The following is a 17,697-nucleotide window of genomic DNA, read 5'->3' on the forward strand; positions in this document are numbered from 1 at the left end:
GCTGACTGCTGTGGGCACAGCCAACCCATTACCGCGCCCTGACGCGCAACGCCAACCACGCCCACGCAGTCAGAGCAGCAGCATCCGCTGCAGCTCCCGAGCAGCCCGTGGCGGAGCCACATCACTCCGGTGCGCCAGCGCGATCGTCCGGTGCAGCCCGGGCCGGGCCAGCGGGGTCACCCGCAGCCCCCCGGCCCGCTCGGCCACCATGTGCGGCACGACGGCGACCCCCAGCCCCGCCCGCACGAACCCGAGCACCGCATCCATCTCCCCGCCCTCGACCGCGAACTCCGGCTCGAACCCCTCGGCCCGGCACGCCGCGACCGTCAGCTCCCGCAGGTCGTACCCGTGCCGGAACATGACGAGCCGCTCGCCCTCGAGATCGGCGATCCGCACCCGCCCTCCCCGCCCCGGCGCGGGCGCGTCGGGCGAGGAGACGACCACCAGGTCCTCGCGCAGCACCTCCACCGTCGTCAGCGCGGGCGACGGCGTGGGCAGCGGCAGGACCACCAGCGCCAGGTCCAGCGCGCCGCGCGCGAGCTCCCGTACGAGGTCGTGGGAACCGCTCTCCTCGATCATCAGCTGGATCCCGGGATACCGCTCGTGGTACCGGCGCAGCACCTCCGGGAGCAGGCCCGTGCACAGGCTGGGCGTCGCTCCCAGCCGGAGCCGGCCGCGCCGCAGCTGGGCCAGCTCCTGGACCTCCTGCCGCGCGGTGTCGGCGTCCGCGAGGATCCGGCGCGCGAGCGGCAGCAGCGCCTCACCGGCATCGGTGAGGGCGATGTTGCCCCGCGCCCGCAGGAACAGATCCGCCCCCAACTCCCGCTCGAGCGCCCTGATCTGCTGCGACAGCGACGGCTGCGCCACATGTACGAGCTCGGCGGCCCGGGTGAAGTGCCGGGTCTCCGCCACCGCGACAAAGTACTGGAGCTGCTGGAACTGCATACCGTCCACGATACGCCTGCATAGACGTTGCCTATCGAAATGAGCCGTACGATCTCTTGGACCGATCGGGACCTAAGGCCCTAGCGTGCTGAGTCATGGCTCTGGCAACGCGGACGGACCGACGGCCGTCCATGACGCGCACCATCTGGGACTCGTCCGTCGGTAAGAAGACTGTGATGGCCGTGAGCGGCCTGATCATGCTGCTCTACCTGGTCGTCCACATGATGGGCAACCTCAAGATCTTCTTCGGGTCGGGCGAGTTCAACCACTACGCCCACTGGCTTCGCACCATCGGCGAGCCCTTCATGCACTACGAGTGGACGCTGTGGGTCATCCGCGTCGTCCTGATCGTCGCCGTGATCGCGCACGCCACCTCCGCGTACCAGCTGAGCCGCCGTGACATCAAGGCGCGCCCGAGCAAGTACGTCCACAAGCGGCCGCGCGCGAGCTACGCGACGCGCACCATGCGCTGGGGCGGGATCATCCTCGCCCTGTTCATCGTCTGGCACATCCTCGACCTGACGACGGGCACCGTGCACTCCGGCGGCTTCCAGTCCGGACACCCGTACCAGAACGTCGTGGACACCTTCTCCACGTGGTACGGAAACGTCATCTATATCGTCGCGATGCTCGCGCTCGGCCTGCACGTCCGGCACGGCTTCTGGAGCGCCGCGCAGACGCTCGGTGTGGGCAGCCGCACCCGCGACCGCGTCCTCAAGACCATCGCCAACGTCCTCGCGCTCGTGCTGACCGTGGGCTTCATCTCCGTACCCGTCGGCGTCATGACCGGAGTGGTGAGCTGAATATGACCTCGTACGCCGAATACGCCGCCTACGCGACCGGGGAACCGGTCGTCGACACCAAGGCGCCCAAGGGCCCCGTCAACGAGCGCTGGGACACCCGCCGCTTCGAGGCCAAGCTGGTCAACCCGGCCAACCGGCGCAAGCACAAGATCATCGTTGTCGGCACCGGCCTCGCCGGCGGCTCCGCGGGCGCGACGCTCGCCGAGCAGGGCTACCACGTCGTGCAGTTCTGCTTCCAGGACTCCCCGCGCCGCGCCCACTCGGTCGCCGCGCAGGGCGGCATCAACGCGGCGAAGAACTACCGCAACGATGGCGACTCCGTCCACCGCCTCTTCTACGACACGGTCAAGGGCGGCGACTTCCGCGCCCGCGAGTCGAACGTGCACCGGCTCGCGCAGATCTCCGTCGAGATCATCGACCAGTGCGTCGCGCAGGGCGTTCCGTTCGCCCGCGAGTACGGCGGTCTGCTCGACAACCGCTCCTTCGGCGGCGTGCAGGTCTCCCGTACCTTCTACGCCCGCGGCCAGACGGGCCAGCAGCTGCTGCTCGGCGCCTACCAGGCGCTGTCGCGGCAGGTCGCGGCCGGCAACATCGAGCTGCATCCGCGCACCGAGATGCTCGACCTGATCATGGTCGACGGGCGGGCGCGCGGCATCGTCGCCCGCGACCTGGTCACCGGGAAGATCGACACCTACTTCGCGGACGCCGTGGTCCTCGCCTCCGGCGGCTACGGCAACGTCTTCTACCTGTCGACGAACGCGATGAACTCCAACGCGACCGCGATCTGGCGGGCGCACCGCAAGGGCGCGTACTTCGCGAACCCCTGCTTCACGCAGATCCACCCGACCTGCATCCCGCGCACCGGCGACCACCAGTCGAAGCTGACGCTGATGAGCGAGTCGCTGCGCAACGACGGCCGCATCTGGGTGCCCAAGGCCAAGGGCGACGACCGGCCGCCGAACCAGATCCCCGAAGACGAGCGCGACTACTACCTGGAGCGCATCTACCCGTCCTTCGGCAACCTGGTGCCGCGCGACATCGCCTCGCGCGCCGCGAAGAACGTGTGCGACGAGGGCCGCGGCGTCGGTCCCGGCGGCCAGGGCGTGTACCTGGACTTCGCCGAGGCCATCCAGCGCATGGGCCGCAAGGCCGTCGAGGCCAAGTACGGCAACCTCTTCGACATGTACCAGCGGATCACCGACGAGGATCCGTACGAGGTGCCGATGCGGATCTACCCCGCCGTGCACTACACGATGGGCGGCCTGTGGGTCGACTACGACCTGCAGACCACGATCCCCGGCCTGTTCGCGATCGGCGAGGCCAACTTCTCCGACCACGGCGCCAACCGCCTCGGCGCGTCCGCGCTGATGCAGGGCCTGGCCGACGGCTACTTCGTGCTGCCGTCCACCATCAACGACTACCTCGCCCGCAACCCGCACAAGGACGAGGTCGACGACACCCACCCGGCGGCCATCGAAACCGTCCGCGAGACGAAGGAGCGGCTCGAGAAGCTGCTCGCCGTCGACGGCGACCGCACGCCCGACTCCTTCCACCGGGAGATCGGCGAGCTCATGTGGGAGTTCTGCGGCATGGCCCGCACCGACGCCGGCCTGCGCAAGGCTCTTGAGCGGATCCCCGAGATCCGCGAGGAATTCTGGCGCCGCATCAAGGTGCCCGGGACCGGCGAGGAGTTCAACCAGTCGCTGGAGAAGGCCAACCGCGTCATCGACTACCTGGAGCTCGCCGAGCTCATGTGCCTCGACGCACTGCACCGCGCCGAATCCTGCGGCGGCCACTTCCGCGAGGAGTCCCAGACCCCGGACGGCGAGGCCGCCCGCAAGGACGACGAGTTCTCCTACGCCGCCGCCTGGGAGTTCACCGGCACCGGCACGGCTCCCACCCTGCACAAGGAAGACCTGGTCTTCGAGTACGTCCACCCCACTCAGCGGAGCTACGCATGAAGCTCACCCTGCGCGTCTGGCGGCAGAAGAACGCCGACGCCGAAGGCGCCATGTCCACGTACGAGGTGGACGGAATCTCCTCCGACATGTCCTTCCTCGAGATGCTCGACACCCTCAACGAGGAGCTCATCCTCAAGGGCGAGGACCCGGTCGCCTTCGACCACGACTGCCGTGAGGGCATCTGCGGCGCGTGCTCGCTCGTCATCAACGGCGACGCGCACGGCCCGGAGCGCACCACCACCTGCCAGCTCCACATGCGGTCCTTCAAGGACGGCGACACGATCGACATCGAGCCGTGGCGCGCCTCGGCCTTCCCGGTCATCAAGGACCTGGTGGTGGACCGGTCGGCGTTCGACCGGATCATCCAGGCGGGCGGCTACATCACCGCGCCGACCGGCACCGCGCCCGAGGCGCACGCCACGCCCGTGCCCAAGCCGGACGCCGACTACGCGTTCGAGCACGCCGAGTGCATCGGCTGCGGCGCGTGCGTCGCCGCCTGCCCCAACGGCGCGGCGATGCTCTTCACCTCCGCCAAGATCAACCACCTGAACGTCCTGCCGCAGGGCGCGCCCGAGCGCGAGTCCCGCGTCCTGGACATGGTGGCCCAGATGGACGACGAGGGCTTCGGCGGCTGCACCCTCACCGGAGAGTGCGCCACCGCCTGCCCGAAGGGCATCCCTCTGATGTCCATCACCAGCATGAACAAGGAGTGGCTGCGCGCGACCCGCAAGGCGGGCAAGCGCTAGCCGTAGGTCGTTCGCCCACCAAGGGGTGGACGGGCGGGACCGGGGCCAGGTGCTCAGCCCCGGTCCCGCCAGGCATGTTCGGGGCCTCGCCCCGGTCCCGCCAAGCCTGGCGGGCCGGATTCAGCCGCCGCCCCGCCAGCCATTCAACAACCGCACACTCTCTCTCCTGCCGTAGGTCATGTCCGCGCCAGCAGACGCCGGGACAACAGGAGTACGCAGGCACGCACGCGCGGGCCTGCCGCCGTCCTGCCGTTCAGGCCGTGACCAGGAGAGAGCCATGACTGCCGTCCCCGCCCTCGAAACCCCCGCGCCACTGTCCGCCCCGGGCGTCCGCTACACCGTCACGCTCGCCCGCAACGAGGCGGAGGTCCGGGCCGCTCAGCGGCTGCGCCACGACGTCTTCGCCACCGAGATGGGCGCCCTGCTGGCGTCTCCCGAGCCGGGCTACGACATCGACGCCTTCGATGCGTACTGCGACCACCTGCTGGTACGCGACAACGTCACAGGACAGATCGTCGGCACGTACCGCCTGCTGCCGCCCGACCGCGCCGCGATCGCCGGACGGCTGTACTCCGAGGGCGAGTTCGACCTAGGTCAGCTCGCGCGGATCCGCTCAGGCCTCGTCGAGGTCGGCCGCTCCTGTGTCCACCCCGACCACCGCGACGGCACCGTCATCGGCCTCATCTGGGCCGGCATAGCCCGCTACATGGTCAACGGCGGCCACGAATGGCTGGCCGGCTGCTGCTCCGTGCCGCTCGCCGACGGCGGGGAGCTCGCCGCGGCCACCTGGAACCGCGTGCGGGACAAGCACCTCTCGCCGGAGGAATGCCGGGTCCGGCCGCTGCTGCCCTGGATCCCCAAGAGCCAGAACGAGCCTCAGGCGCGGCCCGCGAACGCCGAGCTGCCGCCGCTCCTGCGCGGCTACCTCCGGCTCGGCGCCTGGGTGTGCGGCGAGCCCGCCCACGACCCGGACTTCGGCGTGGCCGACTTCTACGTGCTGCTGTCGATGAGCCGCGTCAACGCGCGCTACCTGCGGCACTTCCTCTCCCTCGCGCCGGCCTGGTGAGCGTCTGGCTGCCCACCGCGCCCTGCACCCCGGGGGCGTGCGTGGACTCCGCGAGATCCGCGGCGGCCATACCGCGCGCTGTGTTCCGCCTTGCGGCGGTCGCGGCCGTCGCGCTCCCCGGGATCGCCCTGTTCCCGCTGGTCGCGCGGGCGCGGTTGTCCCCGGCGCGGCGCGACCGGCTCGTCCGAGGGTGGTGCCGGGCGGTCGTACGTGCCGCGGGCGTGCGCGTAGCCATCACAGGCGGTGAGGCGCCCACGGGCGGCGTACTGCTCGTGGCGAACCACATCTCCTGGCTCGACATACCCCTGCTCGCCGCCGTCCGCCCGGCCCGGATGCTCGCCAAGACCGAGATCCGGGACTGGCCGGTGGCGGGCGCGCTGGTCGCCCGCGGCGGCACCCTCTTCATCGAACGCGACCGGCTGCGCGCCCTGCCGGAGACGGTCGCCCGTATCGCCGCCGCCCTGCGCGGGGGAGCAGCGGTGGTGGCCTTCCCCGAGGGCAGCACCTGGTGCGGCCGGGCCCGGGGCCGTTTCCGGCGCGCCGTCTTCCAGGCCGCCCTGGACGCCGGCGTGCCCGTCCAGCCGGTCCGTATCCGCTACCGGCAGCACGGGGACACCACGAGCACCGCGCCCGCCTTCGTCGGGGACGACGGCCTCGTCGCCTCCCTATGGCGCGTCGCCTCGGCACGCGGCCTCGTCGCGGAGGTGGCCGTACTCCTGCCCCTGGCACCGGGCGCCCACCCGGACCGGCGAAGCCTCGCCCTCGCGGCCGAATCGGCGACGGGACAGGGAGTCAGCCGAGAGCCCAGCCCGCGTGCGGGCACCCGCTCCCATGCCGACGCGGACCTCCGCGCATCGGGGCCTGGCATACGCGCACCAGCTGACCAGACACCTCACGCCCGCCAACATGCGGTGGAGGCCCTCTGACGGGCCTTCGCCGGCTGAGCCACTCGGCCGCACCTTCGTACGTTGCCCACCCGTCGACACAAGGACGCGAGCCCGCCCCACACGCGGGAGCCGTAGCCGGAGCGCTTCGCCCGGAACCAGCTCTGCCGCTGTCCGGACTGCCACCCCGGTGACCTCCAGGCCGCCGCGTCCGCGGCGGCGCAGGCGGGTCGGCCGCCAGGGACCAGCGGTGGCGCGGCTACCCGCCCGCCTCAGAGCGCCAGCGCGCGAGACAAATAAGCCGCCGTGCGGCTGCCCGCGGCGCGCGCCACCTCACCCGGCGGTCCCGCCGCCACGACACGGCCGCCCTCGTCGCCCCCGCCCGGACCCAGATCCACGACCCAGTCGGCACCCGCCACCACCGACATGTCGTGCTCGACGACCACCACCGTGTGCCCGGCGTCGACCAGGCCGTGCAGCTGGTGCATCAGGACCTCGACGTCGGCCGGGTGCAGCCCTGTCGTCGGCTCGTCGAGGAGGTAGAGCGTGTGGCCGCGGCGCACCCGCTGCAGCTCGCTCGCCAGCTTGATCCGCTGTGCTTCGCCGCCCGACAGCTCCGTCGCGGGCTGGCCGAGGCGCAGATACCCGAGCCCGACGTCGAGCAGTGTCCGCAGGCTGCGCTCGACGGCGGGCGTGTCCGTGAAGAAGTCCGCGGCGGCTTCGACGGTCAGGTCGAGGACCTCGGCGATGTTCCGCCCGCTGTGCGTCACCTCGAGCGTCTCGGGGTTGTAGCGCGCCCCCTGGCAGTCCGGGCACGGTGCGTACGTGCTCGGGAGGAAGAGCAGCTCGACCGAGACGAAGCCCTCACCCTGGCAGGTCTCACAGCGCCCGCCCGCCACGTTGAACGAGAAACGCCCGACCCCGAAGCCCCGCGCCGTCGCCTCGTCGGTGGCGGCGAAGACCTTCCGTACGACGTCGAAGAGGCCCGTGTACGTCGCCAGGTTGGAGCGAGGGGTGCGGCCGATCGGCTTCTGGTCGACGCACACCAGACGCTCCACGCCCGCCAGTTCGTCCGTGACCTCGCCGATCAGCGTCGACTTCCCGGATCCGGAGACACCCGTGACCGCCGTGAACGCGCCCAGGGGGAGCTCGGCCGTCACCTCGCGCAGGTTGTGCCGGGTGACGGGGCCGACCTTCAGCCAGCCGCGGGGCGTCCGCACCTGCCGGGCCGGGGCGGGGGAGCGGTCGAACAGGAACCGAGCCGTCGCCGACTCCGCGACCCCCTCCAGGTCCGCCACCGGGCCGCTGTGCAGCACCCGGCCCCCGTGCTCGCCCGCACGGGGACCGACATCCACCAGCCAGTCTGCATCGCGTACGACATCGAGATGGTGTTCCACGACGAAGACGGAGTTGCCCGCGGCCTTCAGCCGGCCGAGCACGCCGAGCAGGGCCTCGGTGTCCGCCGGATGCAGGCCCGCGGACGGTTCGTCCAGGACGTACACGACCCCGAAGAGGCCCGAGCGCAGCTGGGTCGCGAGCCGCAGACGCTGCAGCTCGCCCGCGGACAGCGTGGGCGTGGCGCGGTCCAGGCTCAGATAGCCGAGGCCCAGCTCCGTGACGGTCGCGATGCGGGCCAGGAGGTCGTCGGTGAGGAGCCGCGCGGTCTCGGCGCGGCTTCCGTCCCGGAGTACCGTGGCCAGCTCCGACAGCGGCAGCCGGGCCAGCTCGGCGATGGTGCGCCCCGCGAACGTCACGGCCATCGCCTCGGCCCGCAGCCGGCTGCCGCCGCACACCGGACACGGCGCGCTGCTCAGGAAACGCTCGGCCTTGGCGCGCAGCGTGGGGCTCTTGGTGTCGGAGAAAGTCTTCATGACATAGCGCCGGGCGCTCATGTACGTCCCCTGGTAGGGGCGTTGGATGCGGTCCGCGTCACGCACCGGATGCACGGTGACCACCGGCTGTTCGTCCGTGAACAGGATCCAGTCGCGCTCCTGCTGCGGCAGCTCCCGCCAGGGACGGTCGACGTCATGGCCGAGCGCGTCCAGTACGTCCCGCAGGTTCTTGCCCTGCCAGGCGCCCGGCCAGGCGGCGATGGCGCCCTCGCGGATGGACAGCGACGGGTCGGGGACCAGGAGCTCCTCGGTCGTCCGGTGGACGAGGCCCAGGCCGTGGCAGTCCGGGCAGGCCCCGGCGGCGGTGTTCGGCGAGAAGGCGTCCGAGTCCAGACGGTCGGCGCCCGCCGGGTAGTCGCCCGCGCGTGAGAACAGCATCCGCAGCGAGTTCGACAGCGTGGTGACCGTGCCCACGGAGGACCGCGACGTGGGCGCCGAACGGCGCTGCTGGAGCGACACGGCCGGCGGCAGCCCGCTGATCTCCCCGACCTTGGGCGCACCCACCTGATGGATCAGCCGCCGCGCATACGGGGCGACCGACTCGAAGTAGCGCCGCTGTGCCTCCGCGTAGATCGTCCCGAACGCCAGCGACGACTTCCCGGAGCCGGAAACGCCCGTGAAGACCGCCAGTACGTCCCGCGGGATGTCCACGTCCACACCTTGCAGGTTGTGTTCACGGGCACCGCGGACGCGCACGAAGGGATCGTGCGGGCCGGGCGCGGAGCCGTGCGGATCGTGGGGGCGGCGGGACATGGACGGGACTCCGTACTGCTGATCGGGAGCGACTGCCCGGGCGGCTGCTCGGGCGACTGGCCGAGGCGACTACTCAGGGTGACTGCTTGGCGGGGGCAAACCCCACGATTCTAGGCCGCTCCGGTCTGTCCGAGTCCCGCGACGCCGGCCAGCCTCCGATACGACTCCAGCAGCCCCTTTCGGTCATACGTGCTCGTCGTGACCAGTACCTCCTGTGCCCCGCTCTCCTTGATCAGCGCCTCCAGCTCCTCGGCGACCTGCTCCTCGGTGCCGTGGATGTGACCGGCCAGCCCGGCCTCGTAATACGTCCGCTCCTTCGCCGTCATCGGCAGCGTCTCGATGCGCTCGGCCGGGGCGAGCGGGGGAAACGTGCCGTGCGTGCGCGAGTACGCCATGGCCCACGCCTCCGGCATCAGCAGACGGCGGGCCGCCTCCGGTGTACGGGCCACGGCGATCGTGCCCGATACGACCACGTACGGCTCCCGCGCCCACGACGACGGCCTGAACGCGTTCCGATAGCGGTCGGTCGCGCGGAGCAACCGCTCACGTCCCCTGATGTCGCCGATGACCAGCGGCAGGCCCGCCTCGGCGGCGATGGTGGCGCCCTCGCCGGTCGCCAGCACATACGCCGGTACGGTCAGGCCCTCCGAGGGGCGGGCGTGCACCCCGGTCGGCGAAGTGCCGCGGAACCAGCTCAGCAGCTCGGCGAGGTGCGCCGCGAAGTCGTCGGCATCGTCCTTGTCTCGGCCCAGCGCCCTGCGCACACCGCTCGTGAAGCCGACCGAGCGCCCCAGTCCCATGTCGATCCGTCCGGCGAACAGGGACTCCAGTACGCCGAACTGCTCGGCCACCACGAGCGGTTGGTGGTTCGGCAGCATCACGCCGCCGGTGCCCACCCGGATGCGGCGGGTGGCCGCGGCGACGGCGGCCGCCAGGACCGTGGGCGCGGAGCCCGCGACGCCGGGCACCCCGTGGTGCTCGGAGACCCAGAAGCGGTGGTAGCCCAGCTCCTCCGCCAGCTGTGCGAAGCGGACCGTGTCACGCAGCGCGGCCGGGCCGTCGTGCCCCTCGCGGATGCGTGAACGGTCGAGAACGGAGAACCGGGTCGATGCGGTCACTGAGCTCACACATCAGTTCAACGCATGGGCCGCGCGGGGATTCCCGCAGCCGCGCCGGATGCCCGTGGTCGCCCGCAATCGGCCCTGGCTGGGTTCCCGTAGGCGGGTCAGTACGCATGCACGGACGTGATGTCCTCCTGGCAGAGTGATCCCGGTGGACACGTGTGAGGGAGCCAAGTGCCGTCTCAGGGTGGGACGAAAGAGAGCTGCCGCCCCAATCGAGCTATTCCGCGCGGCCGTCGGGCCGATCCTTCTCCTGGTCGCGGTGCTGGCGGGCCTCGTCGGCTGCGCGCCGTCTTCCGGGCCTGAGCTTGTCGCGCCATCGGTCTTCTACGTCTCGCGCAATCCACACAGCACCACCAAGTTGCACATCGAGGAGAAGCAGGCCGCCCGCGTCACGGTCACCTTCGACGCCGGCGACCTGAAGGGCATCGCAATCATCAAACCGGCGATGGACGACTGTCCCGTCCATCTGCCGGTCTTCCAGTGCAAGGGGCAGGACGGGGACGCCTCCCGGGGAGGGAACCACCAGTACTTCCACCTCAGTCCCGCGCAGGGCACCACGGCGGGTGACTCGGCGGTGCTGCGCTATCGGGTGACCTCGCCCGGCCTGCCCACCGTCACTGGAAGCTCCCTCATCGTGATCGGCAGGCCGGCGTTGGTGGTCGATGCACACCCCGATCGACTCCACGTCGACCCAGGCGGCAGCCTCGCCGTCTCACTGACCATACGCAACACCGGCGACGTGCCCGCCCGCGGAGTCGCGCTCTTCATGGACACGCGAGACGGCCTCGCGCCGACCGACAAGCACAGCAACTGCCGTTACCGGGGCAGCACATCGACGTGGTGCCGCCTGCCGGCTGCCGATGTGGTCATCCCCCCTGGCGCGTCCTACCGCCTCGGCGCGCGGGAAGTCCTCAGGGTCGGCCATGATGCCACGTACCCCAGCGTCTCGTTCCAGGCCGCCGCCCTCGGGACCGACTACGTACCCCCGGATCAGCTGGCGTCGCAGTACAGACCTGGCGACGGATCCGCGCTCCGCCTGGTACCCGCCGACGCCCGGGGTGCGGGGACGGTGAACAGAAGCTCTTCGGAACTGAAGGTATCGGTGCACAACCACACCGACTTGGTCGCCGTCGCCGGCACCGCCAAAGGACCGATCGGCAGCCTTGCCACGGTGCGCGTCGGCGTGCGCAACGACGGTCCCGGTGCGCTGCCCGCCTCGGTGCGGATCGAGTTCACGGTGCCGCCGGGCACCACCGTCGTGTCCTCCCCCTACGATTTCGAAAGAGAGGAGGAACTGGTTGACCAGGACTGCCGCGCTCTCGCCCCGGAGGGCACGCCCCTGACCGCTCCGTCCGCGAAACAGCCGACGGCACGTCGGTACGTGTGTACGGCGAAGGCCGGAGCTTCGGGAACCACGACGACCTTCCCCTTCACCCTCCGCATTGACAAGGATGTCGCCCACCACGGTGGGCGAGTCACCGTCTCCGACGGCGAGGCCGGGCGTCCCAGCCATGACGCCACGACCGCCAATGACACCGCCAAGGTAGCCGTGGCAGTCTGGCCGGGCCCCTCCTGGGCCACTCCCGGCCACTACGTGGCGGCGGCGATCGTCCTCGCGATACTCGTCCTCGCCGCGGCCCTGGGCGCGTGGCGCTGGAAGCGCTCGCACCGACACGGCAGCTGCAGTTCGTGATCTGTGGCGCGTCGTTGCCGGTCGCGGGGGTGGGGGTGCGGCGGTAACTGCGTGCACACGGTCGAGCGGTGCATCAATCGCTTGAAGCAGTGGCGCGGCATCGCAACCCGCTACGAAAAGACTTCTGGGTGTTCTTGTCCGTGGCGCTGAAGGTGGGACGTTTTCCTCGGACGTTTTCCTCGCGCACTTCGAGAAGCGCAAGGTACCCATCGGCATCTGCGCTCGTGCCTTTTCAAGCCCTTGTGTTCATGCACACGCTTGTGTTCGTTGCTCGCTCCTCCGACCCGACCCGGCCCAACGCGCCCGCCTGGAGGAGATCCGGGACAAGCTGCTCGCTGTCCTGTCAACAGCGCCATGCCCGCCCAGTGCCGCACATGACCGGCGGACTGTCCAGGAGCCGCCATGACGCTGACACTGCGGCGCGGTTCAAGCTATGAGCAGGCGGAGGCCGAGATCTGCCGCGTCGAGGTCGGCGAGGTCGCTGTTGCGCTCGGCCCACCGGCCGGAGTCGAGGTCGTCGCTGAGGCTTAGCACCGCCCGCTGCTCGGCCTCCGGCCCGACCCTCGTCCACACCGACATCGCACGGCGCACGTGATCCTCCAGATACGCCCTCGGTCGGCGCCAGTACGCCTCGAACAGGCCGTCAGCGCAGTCCCACGGAATGGGCACCGGCTCAGCGCGGGCGCCGATCGCGTCGGCCATCCCGGCAAGCGAGGGAAATTCTGCGAGGACGGCGGCGAACTCGGGCAGGTAGTCGCGGGTAAGCCAGAACCGGTCCTGCCATCCGGGCTCGTCGGTGTCGAACGTGAGCACCACCACGCGGCGGGCCACGCGCCGCATCTCGCGCAGCCCCGCTATCGGGTCCCCCCAGTGGTGAACGGTGGAGACGGCCATCGCGACGTCGAAGGACTGGTCCTCGAACGGCAGGCTCTCCGCGGCGGCGGCCACGCACGGCGCCGAGCCGGCAGGCCGCTGACCCCGCATGACCGCCGATGGCTCCACCGCCGTCACGTCGCGATCAGCAGGCTCGTAGGAGCCGGTACCGGCCCCGACGTTCAGCACCGTCTGCGCGTCCCCGAGCGCGTCCCAGATCTGCGCGGCGATCCGCGGCTCGGTACGCCGCGTCGCGGTGTAAGCACCGCCGATCGCGTCGTACAGCCGTGCACCGAGCATCTCCAGTTGCTCCTCCGGTGTCACCGCCAGTCCCTTCGCCCGTGCCTCAAGTTCCCTGTCGATGGCCGCCACCATGGCGTCAGCGCGATCACGCCGCTCCAGCAGCAGGCCGCGCAGTCGGCGCAGGTGCGCGACCGCATCGGTGGACGGGTCGCCGACCAGTTCCGCAACCTCCCGCAGCCCGAAGCCCAACCGCCGATAGGCCAGTACCTCCCGCAACCGCTCCACGTCGCCCGCCGAATAGGCCCGGTACCCGGCCGCGGTCCGCGCCGACGGCCGAACGAGCCTGATCTCGTCATAGTGATGCAGCGTGCGGACGCTCACGCCGGCCAGCTCGGCCACGTGTCCCACGGTCCAGTGATCCTCCACGGCACCGACTATGCAGCCTGACGCCACGTGAGGGTCAAGAGCCTCACTCACGGCAGCAAGAGCCGAACGCGAAGCGGTGGTCCGAGGCGACTCCTGCAAGCCAGAGCGATGGTCTAGTTCAGAGAAGCTTGTGTCAGACGCTCACTCCATCGACCGGACCCGGCCCAGCGGATACGACTTGCCGACATCCGCGACAACCTGATCGGCCCGCATCGCCGAGGCCGAACGCGAAGGCTGGCTCGGCGAGATCGAAGGGCTCCGCGTCAGCCTGGCCGGCGACCCAGTCCAAGATCAGCCAGATTGACGCCGCGACTCCTGGCGGGCCGATGGAGCTTGGCCTGCCTTCTCGGCGGAAGGAACTGTGACGCGCGAGGAAGCACCTCGCCTGGGCCGGAGAGTTCGGAGAAGTGCGGAGCCTGAATTACGACGCGCCGACGTCGGCCGCGGGCATCAGGGCCATCTGCCTGTGCTGCTGGAGGGGCCCCGCAAGCGGCTGACTTGCTGCTCCTATGGTTTCGACGTTGTGGCCACAGCGGCGATGAGGGCGGCGGCGGCGGAGACGAGTGCCAGCAGGGTGAACAGGTGTGGGTAGCCGCCGAGCGGTTCAGCCAGAGCGGCACCGGCGAACGGGGCGGGAGCTGACGCCGCGGTCACCGGAGCTGTGAGGAGTCCGGCCAGGTGGCCGTAGTGGGTGGTGCTCCAGCGGTCGGTGATGGCGGTGGCCTGGAGCAGGGTGAGGTTGCCGCGGGCCATGCCGGCCGCGACGGAGAGGTCGACCAGCAGGGGATACGGGCCGGGGGCGAGCGCGAGTGCGGCGGTGGTGGCGCCGCCGAGGGCGATGAGGGTGACCGTGCGGGTGGTGGTTGGGACGATTCCCCAGCTGGTGATCTGGGTGGCGCACAGTGCGGGCAGCGCGGCGCGGGGCCGTGACCGGTCCCCCGTCCCGGTCACGGCCCCGCTGGTGTGAAGGTGGGCCATCGTGGGTCAGCAGCAGCCGCCTGTGGCGGCCGTTTGCTTGGTGTCGGCCTCGGTGGGGCCCGCGCAGCAGGTGCTGTTCTGCTGCTTGGCCAGGGTGTCGGCGTCGGCCTTGACGACGTAGACCTCCCAGGGCTCTTGGCCGGGGCCGTGGACCCAGACCTTGTCCTGGAGGGCGTAGCAGCAGGTGGTGTCGTTCTCCACGTCGGTGGCCAGGCCGGCCTGGCTCAGGCGGGTGGTGGCGGCGTGGACGTCCTCGGTGCTTTCGACCTCGACGCCGAGGTGGTCCATGCGCGTTGCCTCACCTGCCGCGCCCTGGACCAGGACGAGCTTGAGAGGGGGCTCTGCGATGGCGAAGTTGGCGTAGCCGTCGCGGAGCTTCGCGGGCTCGGTGCCGAACAGTTTGCTGTAGAAGGCGACGGAGGCGTCCAGGTCGGGGACGCGGAGGGCGAGTTGTACGCGGGACATGACGGACCTCCTCGTGTGGGTGTGGGGTTCAGCAGCCGCCGGAGGTAGCCGGGGCGCCGATGCCGATCTGGAGGGTGGCCGGGGCAGCGCAGCAGCCCCCGTCCTGGCTGCCCTGGGCGGCGTCGGAGGCGTCGAACAGGCCTGCGCCTCCGCACACGCCGGTCTCGGGCAGGGTGAGTTCGACGCGGTCGGCGGAGTCGAGGTCGCCGTCGATCGCGGCGACGACGGAGCGGACCTGCTCATACCCGGTCATGGCCAGGAACGTCGGGGCGCGGCCGTAGGACTTCATGCCGACCAGGTAGACGTCCTGTTCGGGGTGGGCCAGCTCGCGGTGGCCGTGTGGGTAGACGGTGCCGCAGGAGTGCTGGTTGGGGTCGATCAGGGGGGCGAGCTCGACCGGGGCCTGGAGGCGCTCGTCCAGGTTCAGGCGGACCTCGGACAGGAAGGACAGGTCGGGCCGGAACCCGGTCAGCACGATTACCTCGTCCACCGGTTCCAGGCGTCGGCCGTCCTCGCCCACCAGCACCAGCCGGCCGTCACTGTCGCGTTCGATTGCCTCGGTGCGGAAGCCGGTGACCGCGTCGGCGTAGCGGTCGTCGACGGCTGCCTTCGCGGCGAGTCCGAGGGCGCCGCGGGCGGGCAGCTGGTCGGCGGTGCCGCCGCCGAAGGTGGAGCCGGAGATGCCGCGGCGCAGGATCCACACCGCCTTTGTTCCGGTGCCGTCGTCGGACTTGGCGAGGTCGGCGAGGTAGGCGAGCGCGGTGAAGGCGGAGGCGCCGGAGCCGATCACGGCGGTGCGCTTGCCCGCGTATCGGGCGTGGACAGCCGGGTCCTTGAGGTCGGGGACGCGGTAGGTGATGTGGTCGGCCGCGGCCTTCTCGCCGAGCGCGGGCAGTCCGCTGCCGCCTGCCGGGGACGGGGTGGTCCAGGTGCCGGAGGCGTCGATGACCGCGCGGGCGAAGATGCGCTCTTCGCGGCCGTCGGTGTAGGTGACGTGCACGACGAAGGGCTGGGCTGCTCGGTCGGCGTCGACGATCCGGTCGCGGCCGGCCCGGGAGACGCCGGTGACGGTGGCGCCCAGGCGTACGCGCTCGCCGAGGGTGTCGGCGAGCGGCTGCAGGTACTGCTCCGCCCAGTCGCCGCCCGAGGGGTACGTGGCCGGGTCGGGGTGTGTCCAGCCGGTCGGTGCGAGGAGCTTCTCGGCGATGGGGTCGACCACTTCGCCCCAGGTGGAGAACAGGCGCACGTGCGACCAGTCGCGCACCGCCGCTGCGGCGGCCGTGCCGGCCTCCAGGACCAGCGGGGTGATGCCGCGGCTGGTCAGGTGGGCGGCGGCGGCCAGGCCGGCGGGTCCGGCTCCGATCACGATGACGGGCAGCTCGGGGGTGGCGGGCGCGTTCACGGCGACTCCTTGCGTGTTTCGACGTCTGTCGATGGCTTGCGGGGCCCAGCATGGCACCTGTATTGATGAGCGTCAACATAGACATTCGTCGAATCAATGGGGGATCGCAGATGGAGCACGCCGACGTCGTCGTGATTGGTGGTGGACAGTCCGGACTCGCCACCGCCCATGCCCTGCAGTGCCGCGGGCTTCGGCTGGTGGTGCTGGAGGCGTCGGGCCGCACGGCCGGATCCGGGCATTCAGATGGCCGCGAGCGAGGAGACAGGCGGCTGCCAGTTCGGGCCGGGCCTGGGCAGTCTCGGACAAGGTCCGCGCCGCGCTCGGAAAGCGGTCACTTTCACGGCTGGCGGCCATGGCCTGCTCGCAACGGCGGCCGGGCCGACCTGTATCCCAACCGCGGCCAAAGATCGTGGGCCGGTTGTCGGCGAGTGCGGCCCGAACGGCCTCTTCTCCGGCCCTCTGCCCTGCGGGAGGGTGTGAGCAGGCAAGGCTTGGCGGCCTCCGGTGACGCATTCTGGAGGTGAGGCTTTGCCCACCAGCCGAGGAAGGTGATCGGCATGATGTGGTACGACGGCGGCTGGGGCTGGGGCGGTTGGTTCTTCATGGCCATCTTCATGGTGCTGTTCTGGGCGCTGGTGATCGCCGGTATCGTCGCGCTCGTCCGCTACCTCACGGCCCGCCATCACGGCCACCAGGGCGGCCCGCCCTCCTCCTCCGGGGAGCCCGGCTGGGGAGGCCGGCGAGCGGAGGACTTGCTCGCCGAGCGGTTCGCCCGCGGGGAGATAGACGAGGACGAGTACGAACGCCGCCTTGCGCTGCTGCGGGAGCACCGGTGACCGCCAACCGCCGCCGCATGTGGTGGACCGTCGCCGGGGCGCTGGCAGCCCTGGTCCTGGGCATCGCGACGACGGCAACGCTCGCCACCACCGGCGCCTTCCGCCACCCCGCGCCGGCGGGCTGGACGACGTCGGGCGCACGGTGCAGCCCGCCCGCACTGCCAGGCCATGTTGTGGACGTGACCGTCGGCGACATGATGGGCGCCATGATGGGTGGCCCCTACAGTCACACCCGGAGCGGCGGCCCTGGCTGGCAGGGCATGGGCATGATGTGGCTGCGGACCAGCCCGAGCACGGTCCCTGCCGGCACGGTGTCGCTGCGCGTGTTCAACACCGGAGCCCTCACGCATGAGGTCGTCGTGCTCCCGCTGCCAGCCGGCAAAGCCGTCGGAGAGCGGCCCATCGGTACTCAGGGGCGCATCGCTGAAACCGGAAGCCTGGGCGAAGCCTCGCGCAGCTGCGGCGCCGGGGAAGGCGAGGGCATCACCTCCGGCGCCATGGCCTGGACCACGGTGACGCTCCCGCCCGGCCGCTACGAGCTGGTGTGCAACCTCCCCGGCCACTACGCCGCCGGGATGTACACCGAACTGGACGTCACACGGTGACG

The 17,697-nt window shown here is 70.9% G+C and carries 15 protein-coding genes and 1 pseudogene; 9 read left to right on the top strand and 7 right to left on the bottom strand.

Annotated elements, in window-relative coordinates; genetic code table 11:
• Window positions 1-69: 69 nt before the first annotated feature.
• Window positions 70-945 (bottom strand): LysR family transcriptional regulator, encoded by an 876-nt coding sequence (locus ACWD4J_RS34685; protein WP_451399471.1) that lies wholly within the window; start codon window positions 943-945, stop codon window positions 70-72.
• 131 nt (window positions 946-1,076) lie between these two features.
• Here ACWD4J_RS34685 and ACWD4J_RS34690 point away from each other — a divergent pair, with 131 nt between their 5' ends.
• The 5 genes from ACWD4J_RS34690 (at window position 1,077) to ACWD4J_RS34710 (ending at window position 6,447) form a co-directional block, all read left to right on the top strand.
• A complete protein-coding gene (locus ACWD4J_RS34690; RefSeq protein ID WP_451399472.1) occupies window positions 1,077-1,748 on the top strand; it encodes a succinate dehydrogenase in 672 nt (223 codons plus the stop codon).
• Window positions 1,749-1,750: 2 nt separating this feature from the next.
• A complete protein-coding gene (locus ACWD4J_RS34695; RefSeq protein WP_451399473.1) occupies window positions 1,751-3,709 on the top strand; it encodes a fumarate reductase/succinate dehydrogenase flavoprotein subunit in 1,959 nt (652 codons plus the stop codon).
• Window positions 3,706-4,455, top strand: a complete 750-nt coding sequence (locus tag ACWD4J_RS34700) for a succinate dehydrogenase/fumarate reductase iron-sulfur subunit (protein ID WP_451399474.1) — start codon at window positions 3,706-3,708, stop codon at window positions 4,453-4,455. The genes ACWD4J_RS34695 and ACWD4J_RS34700 overlap by 4 nt, the downstream gene beginning before the upstream one ends.
• A 277-nt stretch (window positions 4,456-4,732) precedes the next feature.
• Complete coding sequence (locus ACWD4J_RS34705; protein WP_451399475.1) at window positions 4,733-5,521, top strand: GNAT family N-acetyltransferase; 789 nt, start codon at window positions 4,733-4,735, stop codon at window positions 5,519-5,521.
• Window positions 5,518-6,447: a lysophospholipid acyltransferase family protein gene (locus ACWD4J_RS34710; RefSeq protein WP_451399476.1), complete on the top strand. Its 930-nt coding sequence runs from the start codon at window positions 5,518-5,520 to the stop codon at window positions 6,445-6,447. Before ACWD4J_RS34705 ends, ACWD4J_RS34710 begins: the two co-directional genes overlap by 4 nt.
• A gap of 230 nt (window positions 6,448-6,677) precedes the next feature.
• On the opposite strand, the gene ACWD4J_RS34715 is transcribed toward ACWD4J_RS34710, so the two are convergent.
• Together ACWD4J_RS34715 and ACWD4J_RS34720 are read right to left on the bottom strand one after the other, a co-directional pair.
• Window positions 6,678-9,050, bottom strand: a complete 2,373-nt coding sequence (locus tag ACWD4J_RS34715) for an ATP-binding cassette domain-containing protein (RefSeq protein ID WP_451399477.1) — start codon at window positions 9,048-9,050, stop codon at window positions 6,678-6,680.
• Window positions 9,051-9,160: 110 nt separating this feature from the next.
• Complete coding sequence (locus tag ACWD4J_RS34720; protein WP_451399478.1) at window positions 9,161-10,177, bottom strand: MsnO8 family LLM class oxidoreductase; 1,017 nt, start codon at window positions 10,175-10,177, stop codon at window positions 9,161-9,163.
• A 181-nt stretch (window positions 10,178-10,358) separates the two neighbouring features.
• Between ACWD4J_RS34720 and ACWD4J_RS34725 the strand changes: the two genes are divergently transcribed.
• The gene (locus ACWD4J_RS34725; RefSeq protein WP_451399479.1) at window positions 10,359-11,867 is read left to right on the top strand and encodes a hypothetical protein; all 1,509 of its coding nucleotides are present in this window, start codon (window positions 10,359-10,361) and stop codon (window positions 11,865-11,867) included.
• A 426-nt stretch (window positions 11,868-12,293) separates the two neighbouring features.
• On the opposite strand, the gene ACWD4J_RS34730 is transcribed toward ACWD4J_RS34725, so the two are convergent.
• From ACWD4J_RS34730 to ACWD4J_RS34745, 4 genes and pseudogenes are all read right to left on the bottom strand, one after another.
• Window positions 12,294-13,391, bottom strand: coding sequence for a MerR family transcriptional regulator (locus ACWD4J_RS34730; protein ID WP_451399521.1), 1,098 nt, complete (start codon window positions 13,389-13,391; stop codon window positions 12,294-12,296).
• Window positions 13,392-13,916: 525 nt separating this feature from the next.
• Window positions 13,917-14,270: pseudogene (locus ACWD4J_RS34735) on the bottom strand (MFS transporter); the annotation flags it as partial.
• 123 nt (window positions 14,271-14,393) lie between these two features.
• Window positions 14,394-14,852, bottom strand: a complete 459-nt coding sequence (locus ACWD4J_RS34740; RefSeq protein ID WP_451399480.1) for an ArsI/CadI family heavy metal resistance metalloenzyme — start codon at window positions 14,850-14,852, stop codon at window positions 14,394-14,396.
• A gap of 28 nt (window positions 14,853-14,880) precedes the next feature.
• Window positions 14,881-16,254, bottom strand: coding sequence for an NAD(P)-binding domain-containing protein (locus tag ACWD4J_RS34745; protein WP_451399481.1), 1,374 nt, complete (start codon window positions 16,252-16,254; stop codon window positions 14,881-14,883).
• Between the two features lie 110 nt (window positions 16,255-16,364).
• Here ACWD4J_RS34745 and ACWD4J_RS34750 point away from each other — a divergent pair, with 110 nt between their 5' ends.
• From ACWD4J_RS34750 to ACWD4J_RS34760, 3 genes are read left to right on the top strand one after another with little or no spacing between them, the layout of a single operon-like run.
• Window positions 16,365-16,778: an FAD-dependent oxidoreductase gene (locus tag ACWD4J_RS34750; protein WP_451399522.1), complete on the top strand. Its 414-nt coding sequence runs from the start codon at window positions 16,365-16,367 to the stop codon at window positions 16,776-16,778.
• Between the two features lie 33 nt (window positions 16,779-16,811).
• Complete coding sequence (locus ACWD4J_RS34755) at window positions 16,812-17,090, top strand: SHOCT domain-containing protein (protein ID WP_451399482.1); 279 nt, start codon at window positions 16,812-16,814, stop codon at window positions 17,088-17,090.
• On the top strand, window positions 17,087-17,695 hold the full coding sequence (locus tag ACWD4J_RS34760; protein WP_451399483.1) for a sulfocyanin-like copper-binding protein: 609 nt from the start codon (window positions 17,087-17,089) through the stop codon (window positions 17,693-17,695). The genes ACWD4J_RS34755 and ACWD4J_RS34760 overlap by 4 nt, the downstream gene beginning before the upstream one ends.
• Window positions 17,696-17,697 lie beyond the last annotated feature (2 nt).

The organism is Streptomyces sp. NPDC002577, from assembly GCF_053594815.1.

Bases quoted from the DNA above. Each gene is read 5' to 3' on its own strand.
- ACWD4J_RS34695 (WP_451399473.1), top strand. From the start codon at position 1,751: ATGACCTCGTACGCCGAATACGCCGCCTACGCGACCGGGGAACCGGTC.
- ACWD4J_RS34705 (WP_451399475.1), top strand. From the start codon at position 4,733: ATGACTGCCGTCCCCGCCCTCGAAACCCCCGCGCCACTGTCCGCCCCG.
- ACWD4J_RS34685 (WP_451399471.1), bottom strand. From the start codon at position 945: ATGCAGTTCCAGCAGCTCCAGTACTTTGTCGCGGTGGCGGAGACCCGG.
- ACWD4J_RS34715 (WP_451399477.1), bottom strand. From the start codon at position 9,050: ATGTCCCGCCGCCCCCACGATCCGCACGGCTCCGCGCCCGGCCCGCAC.
- ACWD4J_RS34700 (WP_451399474.1), top strand. From the start codon at position 3,706: ATGAAGCTCACCCTGCGCGTCTGGCGGCAGAAGAACGCCGACGCCGAA.
- ACWD4J_RS34740 (WP_451399480.1), bottom strand. From the start codon at position 14,852: ATGTCCCGCGTACAACTCGCCCTCCGCGTCCCCGACCTGGACGCCTCC.
- ACWD4J_RS34755 (WP_451399482.1), top strand. From the start codon at position 16,812: ATGATGTGGTACGACGGCGGCTGGGGCTGGGGCGGTTGGTTCTTCATG.
- ACWD4J_RS34750 (WP_451399522.1), top strand. From the start codon at position 16,365: ATGGAGCACGCCGACGTCGTCGTGATTGGTGGTGGACAGTCCGGACTC.
- ACWD4J_RS34690 (WP_451399472.1), top strand. From the start codon at position 1,077: ATGACGCGCACCATCTGGGACTCGTCCGTCGGTAAGAAGACTGTGATG.